14 protein-coding genes, 2 tRNA genes and 1 pseudogene are annotated in these 16,138 nt (G+C 57.0%); 2 read left to right on the forward strand and 15 right to left on the reverse strand.

The window, feature by feature from the left end; genetic code table 11:
• Positions 1–428: 428 nt before the first annotated feature.
• Complete coding sequence (locus B2D37_RS07685; RefSeq protein WP_079202151.1) at positions 429–1,655, reverse strand: dicarboxylate/amino acid:cation symporter; 1,227 nt, start codon at positions 1,653–1,655, stop codon at positions 429–431.
• Between the two features lie 331 nt (positions 1,656–1,986).
• On the opposite strand from B2D37_RS07685, the pseudogene B2D37_RS07690 reads away from it, so the two are divergent.
• A pseudogene (locus tag B2D37_RS07690) lies at positions 1,987–2,352 on the forward strand (site-specific integrase); the annotation flags it as partial.
• A gap of 73 nt (positions 2,353–2,425) precedes the next feature.
• Here B2D37_RS07690 and B2D37_RS07695 read toward each other — a convergent pair.
• From B2D37_RS07695 to B2D37_RS07745, 10 genes are all read right to left on the reverse strand, one after another.
• A tRNA-Pro gene (locus tag B2D37_RS07695) sits at positions 2,426–2,502 on the reverse strand.
• Between the two features lie 90 nt (positions 2,503–2,592).
• Positions 2,593–2,949, reverse strand: a complete 357-nt coding sequence (locus B2D37_RS07700) for a MerR family transcriptional regulator (protein WP_079202152.1) — start codon at positions 2,947–2,949, stop codon at positions 2,593–2,595.
• Positions 2,930–3,232, reverse strand: coding sequence for an integration host factor subunit alpha (gene ihfA, locus B2D37_RS07705; protein WP_003243414.1), 303 nt, complete (start codon positions 3,230–3,232; stop codon positions 2,930–2,932). Before ihfA ends, B2D37_RS07700 begins: the two co-directional genes overlap by 20 nt.
• A gap of 3 nt (positions 3,233–3,235) precedes the next feature.
• Positions 3,236–5,614 carry a phenylalanine--tRNA ligase subunit beta gene (pheT, locus tag B2D37_RS07710; protein ID WP_079202153.1) on the reverse strand — a complete coding sequence of 793 codons (2,379 nt, stop codon included), beginning with the start codon at positions 5,612–5,614 and terminating at the stop codon, positions 3,236–3,238.
• Positions 5,615–5,653: 39 nt separating this feature from the next.
• Positions 5,654–6,670, reverse strand: a complete 1,017-nt coding sequence (gene pheS, locus B2D37_RS07715; protein ID WP_079202154.1) for a phenylalanine--tRNA ligase subunit alpha — start codon at positions 6,668–6,670, stop codon at positions 5,654–5,656.
• Between the two features lie 95 nt (positions 6,671–6,765).
• Positions 6,766–7,122, reverse strand: a complete 357-nt coding sequence (rplT, locus tag B2D37_RS07720) for a 50S ribosomal protein L20 (protein WP_079202155.1) — start codon at positions 7,120–7,122, stop codon at positions 6,766–6,768.
• A 25-nt stretch (positions 7,123–7,147) separates the two neighbouring features.
• Positions 7,148–7,342: a 50S ribosomal protein L35 gene (gene rpmI / locus B2D37_RS07725; protein ID WP_079202156.1), complete on the reverse strand. Its 195-nt coding sequence runs from the start codon at positions 7,340–7,342 to the stop codon at positions 7,148–7,150.
• A gap of 59 nt (positions 7,343–7,401) precedes the next feature.
• Entirely contained in the window at positions 7,402–7,953 is a 552-nt protein-coding gene (infC, locus tag B2D37_RS07730; protein ID WP_177345268.1) for a translation initiation factor IF-3, read from the reverse strand.
• On the reverse strand, positions 7,953–9,875 hold the full coding sequence (thrS, locus tag B2D37_RS07735) for a threonine--tRNA ligase (protein WP_079202158.1): 1,923 nt from the start codon (positions 9,873–9,875) through the stop codon (positions 7,953–7,955). The genes infC and thrS overlap by 1 nt, the downstream gene beginning before the upstream one ends.
• 238 nt (positions 9,876–10,113) lie before the next feature.
• Positions 10,114–10,190: transfer RNA gene (locus tag B2D37_RS07745), tRNA-Val, on the reverse strand.
• 184 nt (positions 10,191–10,374) lie between these two features.
• On the opposite strand from B2D37_RS07745, the gene B2D37_RS07750 reads away from it, so the two are divergent.
• Positions 10,375–11,658, forward strand: coding sequence for an FAD-binding oxidoreductase (locus tag B2D37_RS07750; protein ID WP_079202159.1), 1,284 nt, complete (start codon positions 10,375–10,377; stop codon positions 11,656–11,658).
• Positions 11,659–11,713: 55 nt separating this feature from the next.
• On the opposite strand, the gene B2D37_RS07755 is transcribed toward B2D37_RS07750, so the two are convergent.
• The 4 genes from B2D37_RS07755 to ercA all read right to left on the reverse strand — a co-directional run bounded on the left by B2D37_RS07755 (position 11,714) and on the right by ercA (position 16,088).
• Positions 11,714–12,688, reverse strand: a complete 975-nt coding sequence (locus tag B2D37_RS07755; protein ID WP_079202160.1) for a PA2778 family cysteine peptidase — start codon at positions 12,686–12,688, stop codon at positions 11,714–11,716.
• A complete protein-coding gene (locus B2D37_RS07760; protein ID WP_079202161.1) occupies positions 12,673–13,077 on the reverse strand; it encodes a PA2779 family protein in 405 nt (134 codons plus the stop codon). Before B2D37_RS07760 ends, B2D37_RS07755 begins: the two co-directional genes overlap by 16 nt.
• A gap of 118 nt (positions 13,078–13,195) precedes the next feature.
• A complete protein-coding gene (locus B2D37_RS07765) occupies positions 13,196–14,941 on the reverse strand; it encodes a NahK/ErcS family hybrid sensor histidine kinase/response regulator (protein ID WP_079202162.1) in 1,746 nt (581 codons plus the stop codon).
• Positions 14,925–16,088, reverse strand: a complete 1,164-nt coding sequence (ercA, locus tag B2D37_RS07770) for an alcohol dehydrogenase-like regulatory protein ErcA (protein ID WP_079202163.1) — start codon at positions 16,086–16,088, stop codon at positions 14,925–14,927. Before ercA ends, B2D37_RS07765 begins: the two co-directional genes overlap by 17 nt.
• Positions 16,089–16,138 lie beyond the last annotated feature (50 nt).

The raw sequence follows: 16,138 nt of genomic DNA on the forward strand, positions 1-16,138 counted from the left end.
CCCCGGCGATCAATGGGGTTAGATTCCGAGGCTTCTCCAGTGCAGTAGTGTGTTGCATCGACTGGTTGAATCCACAACCCACCGCTGCCTGTGACAACCGGCAGAAGCGGCCCAGACTGTGTAAAAACGCCGCCGCTGTGTTGAGGTCTGGGCTGCTACTTGAAATCTGCCAGCGTGTGGCTAATCAGCAGACTCGGAATTTGCGTAGAGGCGCGATTTGCGTTCTGACTCTACCCCACAAGCCTGCTCAAAAAAGCTTTACACCGCCTCGGCCAATAGCAGTCACTCAAATGTTCCTACGAAACCCGGGGCGATTCACATTGAGTGAAGACAAGTATGACAACCTGATTGATCTTCTGACAGAACTCGAAGCACTGGACAGTAGCCTGAAGCCCTGACTATCAGGCCTCTACTGTCAGGCCAACTACTTATTCAATGGCTTCGTCTTTTTCACTGCGACTGATAATCGCAGCGCCCACCAAGTCACCGGTTACATTCAAGGCGGTAGCCCCCATGCCAACCAGTGAGTCAATCGCTGCGAGCAGGGCAACCGTCTCGATCGGCAAACCCACTTGAGTGAATACGGTGGCGATCATGATAATCCCGGCCCCTGGCACACCTGCCGTACCTATAGTTGCCAGAGTTCCGACGATTACGATTTGTACCATCTGCATCAGATCCAGCGGTACACCGATCACGTTGGCTGCAAAGACGGCCGATATCGCTATCCTGATTGCCGCCCCATCCATGTTGATCGTAGCCCCCAGAGGCAGAATGAAGCTATACGCCCGGTGGGAGAGTCCCATGTTGCTGGCAGCATTCATGGTAATCGGCAATGTACCGGAACTACTCTGAGTGGCGAAGGCTGTAACGATGGGTGTCCTCGCGTACCGAATGAAATTGCCGACTTTGACGCCCGATACAAGCATGGCCAAGCAATAGAGACCCGCGTGCACGAACAAGGCGACATACAGCACCAGTATCATGCCTGCCAATGATGTAATGGTGGCGGCCCCCTGCTCTGCAACAGTACCGGCCACGATAGCGAATATTCCGATAGGCAAGTAGTGCAGCACGCCGCGCATGATCATCATGGTAGCTTCGTTGAGCCCCTCGACAACCTTGAGCACCTGTCTGGCGGCATCTCCATAATCCGGGGATTCGCGTAGCTTTAGCAGTGCAAGGCCAAAGGTCACGGCCGTAAATATGATGCCAAGCATGTTCATCTGAATAAAGGCTGTAAACAGATTGTCCGGAACGATACTGAGAACGACCTGGACGATACTTGCCTGATTCTTCACATCGACCATGGCCTCGCTAGCAATCTGCATACCGGTGCCCGGAGACAGCACCGACGCTACGGCAATGCCCACAATCATGGCAATGGCTGTCGTCAGCAGATACCAGACAATGGTTTTCCTGCCCAGGCGTCCCACCCCACCGGCATCTCCCTGGTTGACACCCACAATCAGGGTAAACAGCACAATGGGGACGATCAGGAATTTCAGCAGCCTCAGTAGAAGCTCACCAAAGGGAGCAAACCAGTCAACGACCGATTGCCCGGCAAACAACCCGACGACGATACCCAGTATCAATGCAATGGTGATACGGAGTATCAGAGACGACTCTGTATACGTTTTGAACAATGCGTGCATGACTTCTATTCTGAATTGAATGTGGGCAAGCAACAGGCTCGCATAGTGATGCCGCCATCCTGACTGTACGGCGTGAAGCTGCGAAGTATATGGACGAGCACCTCCTGAACAAGCTTGCCCGCTGCACACAAGTTGGCGGCTGCAGGAGCTGAGTGCAACACGGTTATTGAATTGAGACGGGAACATCATGCCGGATTGTCATGGTCTTTTTCATCACTTCCCCATGACTGGCCTTGCGAGCAATCCAGGACCTACTGGAATGACGGGGAAAGCGCTATTCCAAACCGTGATTGACGTGTGGGATACGAGGCTTTACAACAAGGAACGCTCCCTATTCCCTTATGGAAAACCCGACCGAGATGGCAAGGCGAATCCAGTTCATCGAATGAACGATTCGGCATGGAAGAAAGCCAGAGTGCGAGCGGCAAAGAGATTTCAGGAGCAGTTTCTGCGCCCTGCTCCAGTTGGCTTCGCCTCGATACGTGTCCACGATCTGAAGCACACCTTCGGTCGAAGGCTCCGGGCAGCCGGGGTGACTGAGGAGGACAGGAAGGCTCTTCTAGGCCACAAGAACGGCAGCATCACCAGTCCCTATTCGGCCGCAGAACTGGGCAAGCTGATTGATGAAGCCAACAAGATTTCGGCTACCGACTCTCGAGGGCCGGCGCTGACAATACTGAGGAGGAGAGCAGGATGAAAAAAGCCCAGCAAAAGCCCCTGACACAAAAAAACCTGATCATCACTGACCAGGTTCTAATGTAGGAAAAATATGGTCGGGACGGAGTGATTCGAACACTCGACCCCTAGCACCCCATGCTAGTGCGCTACCGGACTGCGCTACGCCCCGACTAGGCGTGAAACTGTTTTCGTACACCCTAAAACGACGCAAACTATACTATAAGCTTCTGAAATATGGAAACTTTTTTGAATAGCTACGCTATTTTTTGAGTACATGCAGGACATCTTCCAACTCGGCAATCGTCTGCCTAATGAGCTGCTTGTACTGCGTGGTGTCATCTTTGGCCTCATCACCAGAAAGACGCTGACGAGCTCCGCCGATGGTAAAGCCTTGCTCATATAACAATGCGCGGATTTGACGAATCATCAACACATCCTGGCGTTGATAATATCGCCGATTACCGCGACGCTTGACCGGGTTGAGCTGGGGAAATTCCTGCTCCCAATACCGCAATACATGCGGTTTGACTGCACAGAGTTCGCTTACCTCGCCGATCGTGAAATACCGCTTGCCTGGTATGGCGGGTAATTCGTCGTTATGACTTGGTTCCAGCATACGCTTCAACCCTGGCTTTTAGTTTCTGGCCTGGACGGAAAGTCACCACACGGCGCGCCGTGATTGGGATTTCCTCTCCCGTTTTTGGATTACGACCGGGGCGCTGACGCTTATCACGCAGATCAAAGTTGCCGAACCCCGAGAGCTTGACCTGTTCGTTGAGCTCAAGCGCTTGCCGGATCTCTTCGAAGAACAGTTCTACCAATTCCTTGGCTTCCCGTTTATTCAGGCCTAACTCTTCATACAGACGTTCCGCCATTTCAGCTTTCGTCAGAGCCCCCATACGCTACTTCCTTAACGTGGCGTTAAACCTTTGTTCCAGGGAGGTGAGGACATTTTGTGCCGCCGCGCTCACCTCATCGTCATTAAGAGTGCGCGATGGATGCTGCCAGGTCAAGCCGACGGCAAGGCTTTTTCTATGTGGATCAATACCTTTACCGTGATACACGTCAAATAGCTTGAGGTCAGTCAACCACTCGCCCGCCGCTTCACGAATTTCCGCGAGCAATGTTGCAGCCGGCACATCACGATCCACCAGCAAAGCCAAGTCTCGGCGCACCTCAGGAAAGCGCGACAGCTCCTGGAACTTCGGCATATGGCCGTGAGCGATTTCCGCCAATACCACCTCGAACATATACACCGGCTGATCAAACCCCAGCGTCTTGCCCAGCTCAGGATGCATAGCACCCAAGAAGCCGACCAATTGACCATCACGCTCAATACGCGCGGTTTGCCCTGGATGCAAAGCCGCATGCTCGGCGGGAGTGAAATTGAAGCGGTCACCCGCCCCTGCACTGGCTAACAACGCCTCAACATCGGCCTTCACATCATAGAAGTCGACATCCTCGCGGCCATGGGCCCAGTTTTCCGACAGCCGACTACCGCAAATCACCCCGGCGAGCATCGGCTCCTGCTTGAGCCCTTCCAGCTGACCGACAAAGCGCAAGCCGCTTTCAAACAGACGCACACGTGACTGTTGACGATTGAGGTTATGCTTCAGCGCCTTGACCAAGCCTGGCCATAGCGATGAGCGCATAGCAGCCATGTCGGCCGATATTGGGTTGGCCAACATCAACGGCTCAACACCAGGGTGAAACAGTTCGAACAGCTTGGGATCGATAAAGCTGTAGTTGATGGCTTCCTGGTAACCCCGTGCCACCAACAAACGACGCAGAGCCGGCAACTCGACAGCCGCCTCCGCCTTTGGCTGCGGCGCTAGGCGCGCTTGCGGATAACGCACCGGCAAACGGTTGTAGCCGTACAAGCGCGCCAGCTCTTCAATCAGATCGACCTCGATGCTGATATCGAAGCGGTGACTGGGAACTGCCACTTGCCACTGCCCCTCACCACTAGCACTGACACCCAGCCCCAACGCTGCCAGCAAACGGACGATCTCTGCATCGTCCATTTTCAATCCGAGCATTTGCTCGATGCGCTCAGCACGCAGGGTAACCGGGGCGATGCTCGGCAATTGCTGCTGATCAACGACCTCAATGATCGGACCGGCCTCACCACCGACAATTGCCAGCAATAATCCAGTGGCCCGCTCCATGGCTTCACGCGCGAGCTGCCAATCTACGCCACGTTCGAAACGGTGCGAAGAGTCGGTGTGCAGGCCATAGGAACGTGCCTTGCCGGCAATCGCGATGGTGTCGAAAAAGGCGCTTTCCAGGAACAGGTCGCAAGTTTTTGCGCTCACGCCGCTATGCTCACCCCCCATCACGCCGGCAATCGCCAGTGCACGATTGTGGTCGGCGATGACCAGGGTGTCGGCACGCAGACTGACTTCCTGGCCGTCGAGCAGCACCAGCTGCTCACCCTCCTCGGCCATGCGCACACGGATGCCGCCATTGATCTCGGCGAGATCGAAGGCATGCATCGGCTGACCCAGCTCAAGCATGACGTAGTTGGTGATATCCACCGCGGCATCGATGCTGCGCACATCGGCGCGGCGCAGACGTTCGACCATCCACAACGGCGTTGGCTTGGACAGATCGACGTTACGCACCACGCGCCCGAGGTAGCGCGGGCAGGCTTGCGCGGCCAACACCTCGACCGGGCGTACCTCATCATGACTCGGCGCAACCGCAGCAATCGGCGGACGAGCAACAGGCGCGTCGTACAAGGCACCGACTTCACGGGCCAGGCCCACCAAGGACAGACAGTCACCGCGGTTCGGCGTCAGGTCGACCTCGATGCTGGCATCGTCCAGTTCGAGATAAACACGAATATCCTGCCCCGCCGGCGCGTCGCTCGGCAGCTCCATCAGGCCATCGTTTTCTTCACTGATCTGCAGCTCGGAGGCCGAGCAGAGCATGCCATTGGACTCGACGCCACGCAGCTTGGCCTTCTTGATCTTGAAGTCGCCCGGCAGCTCGGCACCGATCATGGCGAAGGGGATCTTCAGGCCGGGGCGCACGTTAGGCGCGCCACACACCACCTGAAAGGTTTCCGCGCCATTGCTAATCTGGCACACACGCAGCTTGTCGGCATCCGGATGCTGCTCAGTGCTGAGCACCTCACCCACCACCACGCCGCTGAACACCCCGGCAGCCGGGGTCACGCTATCTACTTCAAGGCCCGCCATGGACAGGCGCGCCACCAGCTCGTCACGGGAAACCTGCGGGTTTACCCAGCTACGCAGCCACTGTTCACTGAATTTCATCCTGCTCTCCTAAAACTGATCGGTTACGGTCGTGCGGCCCTAGCGAAATTGCGCCAGGAATCGCAGGTCGTTATCGAAGAACAGACGTAAGTCGTTGACGCCGTAACGCAACATGGCCAGACGCTCGACGCCCATGCCGAAGGCGAAGCCGGAATATTTTTCGGGGTCGATACCGGACATACGCAGCACGTTCGGATGCACCATGCCGCAACCCATCACTTCCAGCCAGCCAGTCTGCTTGCATACACGGCAACCTTTGCCGCTGCACATCACACACTGCATATCGACTTCAGCCGAGGGCTCGGTGAACGGAAAGAAGGACGGACGGAAGCGCACACCCAATGGCTTCTCGAAGAACACGCGAAGGAACTCTTCAATGGTGCCCTTGAGGTCGGCAAAGCTCACATTCTCGTCGACCAGCAGGCCTTCGACCTGGTGGAACATCGGCGAGTGAGTGATATCGGAGTCGCAGCGGTATACGCGGCCTGGGCAAATAATGCGGATCGGCGGCTGCTGCGATTCCATGGTGCGCACCTGAACCGGCGAGGTGTGGGTACGCAGCAACATATTCGCGTTGAAATAGAAGGTGTCATGCATCGCCCGGGCCGGGTGGTGGCCGGGGATATTGAGCGCCTCGAAATTGTGGTAGTCGTTTTCCACTTCGGGGCCTTCGGCGATGCCGTAGCCAATCCGAGTGAAGAACTGCTCGACTCGCTCCAGAGTCCGGGTAACCGGATGCAGACCGCCAGAGGTCTGGCCGCGCCCAGGCAGAGTCACGTCTATGCGCTCGGCCGCCAGCTTGGCACTCAGCGCCACCTGCTCAAGAGTTGCCTTGCGGCTGTTCAGGGCTTCCTGAACCTTGTCCTTGGCGGCATTGATCAAGGCGCCGGCTTGCGGACGCTCTTCTGCCGACAGGTTGCCCAGGGTCTTCATCACCTGGGTCAGCTCGCCTTTCTTGCCTAGATAGTGAACCCGCAATTGCTCGAGGGCATTCACATCGTCGGTGTGGCTAACGGCCTCAAGCGCTTGCGAGACCAGCACATCCAGATTTTCCATTTACAGACTCCAGATACGAAATAGGGGAAGAGCTTGAAAGCTCTTCCCCTATTGGTGACGTTTAGCACCGGGCGAACCCGGTGATTGCCGGGGACTTAAGCCAGAGTGGCTTTCGCTTTTTCGACAATCGCAGCAAACGCCGCTTTTTCGTTCACTGCCAGATCAGCCAAAACCTTACGGTCGATCTCGATGGACGCTTTTTTCAGACCGGCAATGAAACGGCTGTAAGACAGACCGTTAACACGAGCACCAGCATTGATACGAGCGATCCACAGGGCGCGGAACTGACGCTTCCTCTGACGGCGGTCGCGGTAGGCGTATTGGCCTGCCTTGATCACTGCCTGCTTGGCAACGCGGAATACGCGCGAACGCGCACCGTAGTAGCCTTTAGCGAGTTTCAGAATTTTTTTGTGACGCTTGCGAGCAATAACGCCGCGCTTAACACGAGCCATGAGTAATTTCCTCTATCTTGACCGATTAACGAACGCGCAGCATGCGCGCCACTTTTGCCACGTCAGACGGATGCACCATGGTGCTACCGCGAAGTTGACGCTTACGCTTAGTGGACATCTTGGTCAGGATGTGGCTCTTGAAAGCGTGCTTGTGCTTGAAGCCATTAGCGGTTTTAAGAAAACGCTTGGCTGCACCACTCTTGGTTTTCATCTTTGGCATGTTCGGTACTCCGCATTCAGTTGATAAACATAACCGCAAGGCCTGCCGTGCCCTGGTGGTTACTTCTTCTTTTTGGGGGCGATGACCATTATCAGTTGGCGTCCTTCCATCTTTGGATGCTGTTCAACCGAGCCATATTCAAGCAGGTCAGCTTCAACCCGCTTCAACAGCTCCATTCCCAGCTCCTGATGCGCCATCTCACGGCCACGGAATCGCAAGGATACCTTGGCCCTGTCCCCTTCACTCAGGAAACGTACCAGGTTGCGCAGTTTTACCTGGTAATCCCCTTCCTCCGTCCCTGGACGAAACTTGATTTCTTTAACCTGGACTTGCTTCTGGTTTTTCTTTGCAGCAGCGACCTGCTTCTTCTTTTCGAAGATCGACTTGCCGTAGTCCATGACTCGGCAAACCGGAGGAATCGCATCAGCAGAAATTTCCACCAAATCCAGTTTGGACTCTTCGGCAATTCTAAGCGCTTCATCAATCGAGACGATGCCAATTTGCTCGCCTTCAGCGCCAATTAACCGAACCTCGCGTGCCGAGATATTCTCGTTGATCGGGGCTTTCGGGGCAGCTCGTTTATCTTGTCTCATTTCACGCTTAATAATGATTACTCCACATCTTGGCGACCACGCCGGGAAACCGCCTGCGCGAGAAATTCAGCGAATTGAGCGATGGGCATCGAGCCCAGATCAGCACCTTCACGGGTACGCACGGCGACAGTTTGCATCTCTACCTCCCGATCTCCGATAACCAAGAGATAGGGAACCTTGAGCAAAGTATGCTCGCGGATTTTAAAGCCAATTTTTTCGTTTCTCAAGTCAGACTTGGCACGAAAACCGCTTTGGTTGAGTGTTTTTTCCACTTCCAAGGCAAATTCGGCCTGTTTGTCGGTGATATTCATCACCATGACCTGAGTTGGCGCCAACCACGCGGGGAATGCCCCCTCGTAGTGCTCGATCAGAATCCCGATAAAGCGCTCGAAGGAACCGAGAATCGCGCGGTGCAACATCACCGGATGCTTACGGCTGTTGTCCTCACTGACGTATTCGGCGCCCAAACGTACCGGCAGATTGAAATCGAGCTGCAGGGTACCACACTGCCAGACACGACCCAGACAATCCTTCAGCGAGAATTCGATCTTCGGCCCGTAGAAGGCGCCTTCTCCCGGCTGCAGATCATAAGTCAGGCCAGCACTGTCCAGCGCCGAGGCCAGCGCCGCTTCGGCACGATCCCACAACTCATCGGAACCCACGCGCTTGTCCGGGCGGGTCGAAAGCTTGAGCTGGATATCGGTAAAGCCGAAATCAGCATAGACCGCCAGCGTCAGCTTGATGAAATCAGCGGACTCCGCCTGCATCTGCTCTTCGGTACAGAAGATATGCGCATCGTCCTGAGTAAAACCACGCACACGCATGATGCCGTGCAGCGCACCGGACGGTTCATTACGGTGACAGGCGCCGAACTCGGCCAAGCGCATCGGCAGCTCGCGGTAGCTCTTCAAGCCCTGATTGAACACCTGCACGTGGCACGGGCAATTCATCGGCTTGATCGCGTAATCGCGGCTTTCCGACTCGGTAGTGAACATGTTTTCGGCATAGTTGGCCCAATGCCCGGATTTCTCCCACAAAGAGCGATCCACCAACTGCGGCGTCTTGATTTCCAGGTAGCCATGCTCGTGTTGCACTTTGCGCATGTACTGCTCAAGCACCTGGTACAGGGTCCAGCCATTGGGATGCCAGAACACCATGCCCGGCGCTTCTTCCTGGGTATGAAATAGATTCAGGCGCTTGCCGATCTTGCGGTGATCGCGCTTCTCAGCTTCTTCGATACGCTGGATATAGGCCGCCAGCTGCTTCTTGTCGGCCCAGGCGGTGCCATAGACGCGCTGTAACTGCTCGTTCTTCGCGTCGCCGCGCCAATAGGCGCCGGACAGCTTGGTCAGCTTGAAGGCTTTAAGGAAGCGGGTATTAGGCACGTGCGGACCACGACACATGTCGACGTATTCTTCGTGGTAATACAGGCCCAGGGCCTGCTCGTCCGGCATGTCTTCGACCAGGCGCAGCTTGTAGTCCTCGCCACGCGAGGCAAACACATCGATCACCTCGGCGCGCGGGGTTACCTTCTTGATCACGTCGTAGTCTTTTTCGATCAGCTGCTGCATGCGCTGTTCGATCGCCGCCACATCCTCAAGCGTAAAGGGCCGCTCAGAAGCAATGTCGTAGTAGAAACCTTCTTCGATGACTGGACCGATCACCATCTTGGCAGCGGGAAACAACTGCTTGACCGCATGACCGATCAAATGCGCGCAAGAGTGGCGGATAATCTCCAGCCCTTCCTGATCTTTTGGCGTAATGATTTGCAGGGTCGCGTCGCTGTCGATCAAATCACAGGCATCGACCAGCTTGCCATTGACCTTGCCGGCTACCGTGGCTTTAGCCAAGCCAGCGCCAATGGACTGCGCCACTTCGAGCACGGATACCGGATGATCGAATGGACGTTGACTGCCGTCGGGAAGAGTAATGATGGGCATGGCGCCTCCTCTCCTAGTGGTGACCTCTACCAAAGGCCACATGGGTTGGGATGAGCCAGTAAGCGATTCGGCGGTATGTCTGCCTTACAGTGGCAGGAGCTTGCGAGCCAACCTGAACCGAACCAGAGTCACTGGAGGTTTATACGCATTTAGCAACGGCTGGATGCTTCCAGAAAGCCTAAGCACTGGCAAGCCGCCCAATAAAAAAGGGTCGCCTGGGCGACCCTTTTTATCGAATTGGTAGGCACAATTGGATTCGAACCAACGACCCCCACCATGTCAAGGTGGTGCTCTAACCAACTGAGCTATGTGCCTCCGATGGGTGCACATTCTACGGAGGCGCTAAAAAGAGTCAACACTTTTTTCTCTAACTGCCTGAATAAATGAATTTTTTACTGTTCAGCGCAGCGTTTAATATTTCGCACAGGGCACTAGCCGGACATTTTCAACTCGGGTAGCATCAGTACATCCGTAAAGAATAAAGAACAGAGGTTGCAATATGGCGCACAGCGCTTATCCACAATCCTACTATGCCGCTTCTGCCAACCTGGCTCCGCCACGCCCGGAACTGAATGGCGAGGTGGAAACAGACGTCTGCATTGTCGGTGCGGGCTACACCGGCTTGTCCACGGCCATAGCTCTGCTAGAAAGCGGCTTCAAGGTAAGCATTGTCGAGGCTGCCAAAGTAGGTTTCGGCGCCTCGGGTCGTAACGGCGGTCAAATCGTCAACAGTTACAGCCGCGACATCGACACCATAGAGCGCACCGTCGGCCCCAAGCATGCGCAACTGCTGGGCCAGATGGCATTCGAAGGCGGCCGGATCATTCGTGAGCGCATAGCCAAGTACAACATCCAGTGCGACCTCAAGGATGGTGGCGTGTTCGCCGCGATCACGCCCAAGCAGATGGGACACCTGGAAGCACAGAAGAAGTTGTGGGAACGCTATGGCCATACTCAACTAGAGCTGCTGGACGCCAAGCGCATTCGCGAAGTGGTGGCGAGCGAAAACTATATCGGCGGCATGCTCGACATGAGCGGCGGACATATCCACCCGCTCAATCTGGCGCTGGGCGAAGCCGCGGCAGTCGAATCTCTGGGCGGAGTAATTTACGAGCAATCCCCGGCTATCCGGATCGAGCGTGGCGCCAATCCGATCGTGCATACCCCCCAGGGTCGGGTTAAAGCCAAGTTTGTGGTAGTTGCCGGCAACGCTTACCTCGGCAATCTGATTCCCGAGTTGTCGGCCAAGTCGATGCCCTGCGGTACCCAGGTCATCACCACCGAACCGCTATCAGATGAGCTGGCAAAGAGCCTGTTACCGCAGGACTACTGCGTCGAAGACTGCAACTACCTGCTCGACTACTACCGCCTCAGCGGTGACAAGCGTCTGATCTTTGGCGGCGGCGTGGTTTATGGCGCGCGCGACCCGGCCAATATCGAGGCGATAATTCGGCCGAACATGCTCAAGGCCTTCCCTCAACTCAAAGACGTCAAGATTGATTACGCCTGGACCGGTAACTTCCTGCTAACCCTGTCGCGCCTACCCCAGGTCGGTCGCCTCGGCGACAACATCTACTACTCGCAGGGCTGCAGCGGGCATGGCGTGACCTACACCCACGTGGCTGGAAAGGTGCTGGCCGAAGCCCTACGCGGCCAGGCCGAGCGTTTCGACGCCTTCGCCGAACTGCCGCACTACCCCTTCCCGGGTGGCGAACTGTTGCGCATCCCCTTCACCGCAATGGGTGCCTGGTACTACAGCCTGCGCGACAAGTTCGGATTCTAACTACTCGTCCAGACAAACCAACGGCGCCTTATGGCGCCGTTGGTTTTTCAGCCTGTCAGTTAGCTTGTGGGCAGACCGGCGGAGATAAGCACTGATGCGCCGATCCACCGGCCGTGGGAGTCACTCCCGCGGTAAATCGCTGATCATCTGGAGCCAGCCGCCGGGCGCAGACCCTCGCCTGCTCGGCTGCCTGCTGGCAGCCGCGATCGGTCAATACCTGCGACAGGTTGAACCAACCCGCGGCAAAGTCCGGCTGCTGTGCCAGGCTTTTACGTAAAGCCGTTTCAGCCCCAAGCGCATCCCCACTGGCATAGCGGCTGTTGGCCAAGGCAAACCAACCCAATGACTCATTCGGCCACTGTTGAGTGGCAGTGCGATAGGCGCGCTGCGCCGCAGCGACCCGCCCGGTTTCTTCCAGATCGCTGGCGGCCTTGAGCCAGGGCCGCAGTTCTGCCTGAGCCGGAAGAGTATCTGCCGGCAAGGTCAAGACAGCCCAACGGCCACCCCGCGCCCAGGTCTTGTCGAAGCTACTGAAGCTGGTCAGCCAGCGCCGCGTGGTGCCCGAACGCAAAATCAAGCTGCGCTCTCGCTGGTCATAGCCAACCACCACGGCAAAGTGCCAGCGCGGGTACCAGTCGAAGGCCAGGTTTTGCAGCACCAACACCGGATTACCCGCGGCCACTTCGGCAATCAATGCTTGCAGACGCGGCTGCAGCGGGTACACCAGCATATCGTGGGCCCGGGCGGCCGCCACCATTTCTACTTGCAGGCTACCGTCACGCGCAGGAATGAACACCCTATCCTTGAGCAGGCCGGGACTGGTCACTACGCCGCGCTGGTTGAGCATGGTCGCCAACGCTGCCGGTCCGCATTGATAGGCACTCTGCGGAAAAAACGGCACATCGCTCAGCTCTACTCGTTCAGGCAAACGCGAAGTCTCCGGTGGCAACACCGGAGACTTCGCGCAGGCGGCAAGCAGAACAATCAGAACGAGTGGAAGGAGGTTCCTGCCAATCAACGATTTATGCATTTGACGAAATTGAAGATGTTAGTGGCGCAGAGCAAATCGGTAATGATAAAGATCACCAGGAACAGCACGATGATCCCTACAACACCACCGGCACCTGCGGGGGCTTGCGATAGTTGCTGATTGAACTGTGCCAACTCGGCACTGGTCAGGCTGTTGATGCGCCCTTCAACCTGGGAACGGTCAACCCCCATACTCAACAACTTTTCCTGAACACCCTGCTCATCAAGCATGCTCAGCAATTGTTGGCGATCGACCTGCTGTTGTTGCTCGGCCAACACCTCACCAGTGCCTATCATGGCCGCATTAGCCAGGGGGATCTGGACAATCATCAGAACGTGAAACACCGCCAACATTGCAGCCATACGCCGGAAGAACGAGTGATTGTGCATAAGGGTTATCTCCTTGAAGAACCATGTCCCTAAACCTGAACGGTTTGAAAGGACTCCATCCCAGCATAGTCAATAAAAACTACTCGACTGTCTGACAGCACACATATAGCCCTCTTACTCACAAGATGGTCGAGTCGTGCAGCATCTGACTGACTACCGCGCGCAGCTTGCCGGGCTTGACCGGTTTATTGAGCAGCGGCATGCCCATGCGCTGCAACTCGCGGCGACACTGATCACTTCGGTCCGCAGTGATCATCACCGCTGGAATCGATGAGTCAAAGTGCTGACGCAAATACGCCACCACAGCGCAACCCTGCACATCATGGTCAAGATGGAAGTCCGCCAGAATCAAATCCGGAGCCCGCCCATCAAGCGCCTGCACGGCGGCCTCCTGATCGACCGCAGTCACCACCACGCAACCCCACTGCTCGAGCAACGCCGCCATGCTATGGAGGATGCTCAACTCGTTATCCAGCACCAACAGGCGCCGTCCCGGCAGCGGATCACCGACTAACGGCTGAATCGATACAGTAGCGGGGGTCGCGCTAATAACCTGCTGGGCCAAGGGCACCCGAATGGCAAACACCGACCCGCGTCCAGGCTGCGAGCGCACCTCGACCGGATAACCCAACATCCGCGCAATTCGCTCGACTATCGCCAGCCCCAGACCAACTCCCCTGCGTTCGGCGGCGCGGCCGACATTCAGCTGGTTGAATTCGAGAAAGATGTTGCCCAACTGATCTTCGGAGATACCGCGGCCGGTATCCCACACCTGAAGTTCGAGAAACTCGCCGCGTTTTCGTACGCCCAAGAGGATGCGGCCCTGCTCGGTATAGCGACAGGCATTACTCAGGAAATTACGCAGGATGCGTGTCAGCAGGCGGAAATCCGTGCTGATCGTAAAGTCGGGTATGTGCACCTTCAGGTGCACCCCCTCGGCGGCGGCTACCGATTGAAACTCAGACGCCAGAGGCGCCAGCAAATCCTGCAAACGATATGCATCAATATCCGGTTTGATCGCCGCCTGGTCGAGCTTGGAAATATCCAGTAAATCGGTGAGTAGATCCTCGGCCCCCTCCAGTGCCTGGTGGCTGCGCTCGACCAGATGGTGTTCGGCCGCTGGCAAGCTGCGCTCGCGCAGGGTGGAGATCAACAGACGCGCCGCGTTGAGTGGCTGCAACAGATCATGGCTGGCGGTTGCCAGGTACTTGTCCTTGCTGTGGTTGGCTGCTTGCGCGGCATCGCGCGCCTCGCGTAACTCTTGCTCGATCCGTTTGCGCTCGACGATCTGCTGCAGCAGGTTGCGATTGGCTTCCTGCAACTCGGCAGTCCGTGCGCTGACCCGTTGCTCCAGCTCTTCATTGAGCTGCTGCAAGCGCTGCTGGGCCTGCTTGCGCTCGCTAATATCGGCGACGAAGCCCTCGAACAGGCCCTGCTCGTCCGGTTTGAGCAGCAGGTTCATCACCACGTCGATGACCCGGCCGTCCTTGCGCCGCAGTTGGGTTTCGTAGCCAATCAGGCCGCGCTCAGTTTCCAGCGCTTGACGAATGTGCTGCATTTCCTCGGCACCGCCAACGAACAGGTAGGTGGCCAGGTCGGTCAGCGACCAGAGCACTTCTTCCGGGTCGTCATAACCGAGCATTCGCGCCAGGGCCGGATTGGCCGCGCGCAAGCCCTCCTGCAAACTGGCCTGGAAGATGCCGTGTACCGCGTGCTCGAACAGCCATTTGTAGCGGTTGCGCTCGGTTTCCAGGTCTTCCAGGCGCGCCAGCAACTCCGGGTAATGACTCTTGCGCACCGAATGGGTGCCCAGCCCGAGCAGGGCGGTGAGCGCCTGTCGCTGCTGGTCAGAGGGCTTCGGCATAGACGACCTCGACATCGCCCTGAGTTGAATCCCGCGGATTGGTGAGGATGCACGGATCCTGCATGGCATTGCGTGACAGGAATGGAATGTCGGAACTGCCAACCCCATGCAGCCCCAGGGTTTCATGAAAGCCGACCGCGTGCTTGAACTGGATCAGGTGCTCGACCAGGCGCTGACGGATCTGCCGGTGACTGAGGCCACGACTGTCGATGCCCAAGGTCTCGGCGACCATTTTGAAGCGATCCGGCGAGGCGTTGTAGTTGAACGCCACCACATGTTCGACCAGCACCGCGTTGCACAGGCCGTGCGGCAGGTCGAGGAAGCCGCCGAGGCTGTGCGACATAGCATGCACCGCCCCGAGGATGGCATTGGAAAACGCCAGGCCGGCCTGCATGCTGCCGAGCATGATTTTCGCGCGCAGCTCAATATCCGCGGGATTGGCGATCATCGCTACCAGGTTGCCGTTGATCAGGCGCATGGCTTCCAGGGCGTGGGCATCGGTCAGCGGTCCCGAACCGGTGGAGACGAAGGCCTCGATAGCATGCACCAGCGCATCGATACCGGTGCAGGCGGAGAGGAACGGATCCATGCTCAGGGTGGTTTCCGGATCGATCAGCGACACATCGGGCACCGCGCCCTTGCTGACGATGGAGAATTTCATCCGTGCGTCCTGATTGGAGATGATCACGAACTGCGACACGTCGGCCGAGGTACCGGCGGTGGTAGGGATCAGGATCAGCGGCGGACTCGGCACGCGCAGGGTATCGACACCCTCGAACTCGATAATATTGCGGCCATGGGCCACGGCGATGCCGATGCCCTTGGCGCAATCCATCGGGCTGCCACCACCCACTGCCACTATCACGTTGCAGCCCTGGCTGAGGTAGGTCTCGGCGCCGAGCATCACCTCTTCGCTGCGCGGATTGGGCGATACCTGGGTGTACAGGCAGTGCTCGATGCCTTGACGCTGCAGACTGGCCTGCACATCGGCGACCCAGCCGGCGGCCAAGACGCCCGGATCCGAAACCAGCAACACCTTGCGCGCGCCATAGTTGGCCGCGTAGTTGCCCACGCTATGCCGGCAGCCCGCACCAAAGACGATTTCCGGCGAGACGAATTTACGATGAAAACTGATATCGGCGCTCATGCCACTGCCTACTGCTTGTTGTTCTGACTACCGCTCAGCGTACTGGATTC

This window comes from Pseudomonas sp. CC6-YY-74, from assembly GCF_002025205.1.
GTDB lineage: Bacteria > Pseudomonadota > Gammaproteobacteria > Pseudomonadales > Pseudomonadaceae > Aquipseudomonas > Aquipseudomonas paeninsulae.

What these genes read in the sequence shown, in the direction of transcription:
- B2D37_RS07685 (WP_079202151.1), bottom strand. Translation starts at nt 1,655, where the DNA reads ATGCACGCATTGTTCAAAACGTATACAGAGTCGTCTCTGATACTCCGT.
- thrS (WP_079202158.1), bottom strand. Translation starts at nt 9,875, where the DNA reads ATGCCCATCATTACTCTTCCCGACGGCAGTCAACGTCCATTCGATCAT.
- rplT (WP_079202155.1), bottom strand. Translation starts at nt 7,122, where the DNA reads ATGGCTCGTGTTAAGCGCGGCGTTATTGCTCGCAAGCGTCACAAAAAA.
- rpmI (WP_079202156.1), bottom strand. Translation starts at nt 7,342, where the DNA reads ATGCCAAAGATGAAAACCAAGAGTGGTGCAGCCAAGCGTTTTCTTAAA.
- B2D37_RS07750 (WP_079202159.1), top strand. Translation starts at nt 10,375, where the DNA reads ATGGCGCACAGCGCTTATCCACAATCCTACTATGCCGCTTCTGCCAAC.
- B2D37_RS07765 (WP_079202162.1), bottom strand. Translation starts at nt 14,941, where the DNA reads ATGCCGAAGCCCTCTGACCAGCAGCGACAGGCGCTCACCGCCCTGCTC.
- ercA (WP_079202163.1), bottom strand. Translation starts at nt 16,088, where the DNA reads ATGAGCGCCGATATCAGTTTTCATCGTAAATTCGTCTCGCCGGAAATC.
- pheS (WP_079202154.1), bottom strand. Translation starts at nt 6,670, where the DNA reads ATGGAAAATCTGGATGTGCTGGTCTCGCAAGCGCTTGAGGCCGTTAGC.
- pheT (WP_079202153.1), bottom strand. Translation starts at nt 5,614, where the DNA reads ATGAAATTCAGTGAACAGTGGCTGCGTAGCTGGGTAAACCCGCAGGTT.
- ihfA (WP_003243414.1), bottom strand. Translation starts at nt 3,232, where the DNA reads ATGGGGGCTCTGACGAAAGCTGAAATGGCGGAACGTCTGTATGAAGAG.
- B2D37_RS07755 (WP_079202160.1), bottom strand. Translation starts at nt 12,688, where the DNA reads ATGCATAAATCGTTGATTGGCAGGAACCTCCTTCCACTCGTTCTGATT.
- B2D37_RS07760 (WP_079202161.1), bottom strand. Translation starts at nt 13,077, where the DNA reads ATGCACAATCACTCGTTCTTCCGGCGTATGGCTGCAATGTTGGCGGTG.
- B2D37_RS07700 (WP_079202152.1), bottom strand. Translation starts at nt 2,949, where the DNA reads ATGCTGGAACCAAGTCATAACGACGAATTACCCGCCATACCAGGCAAG.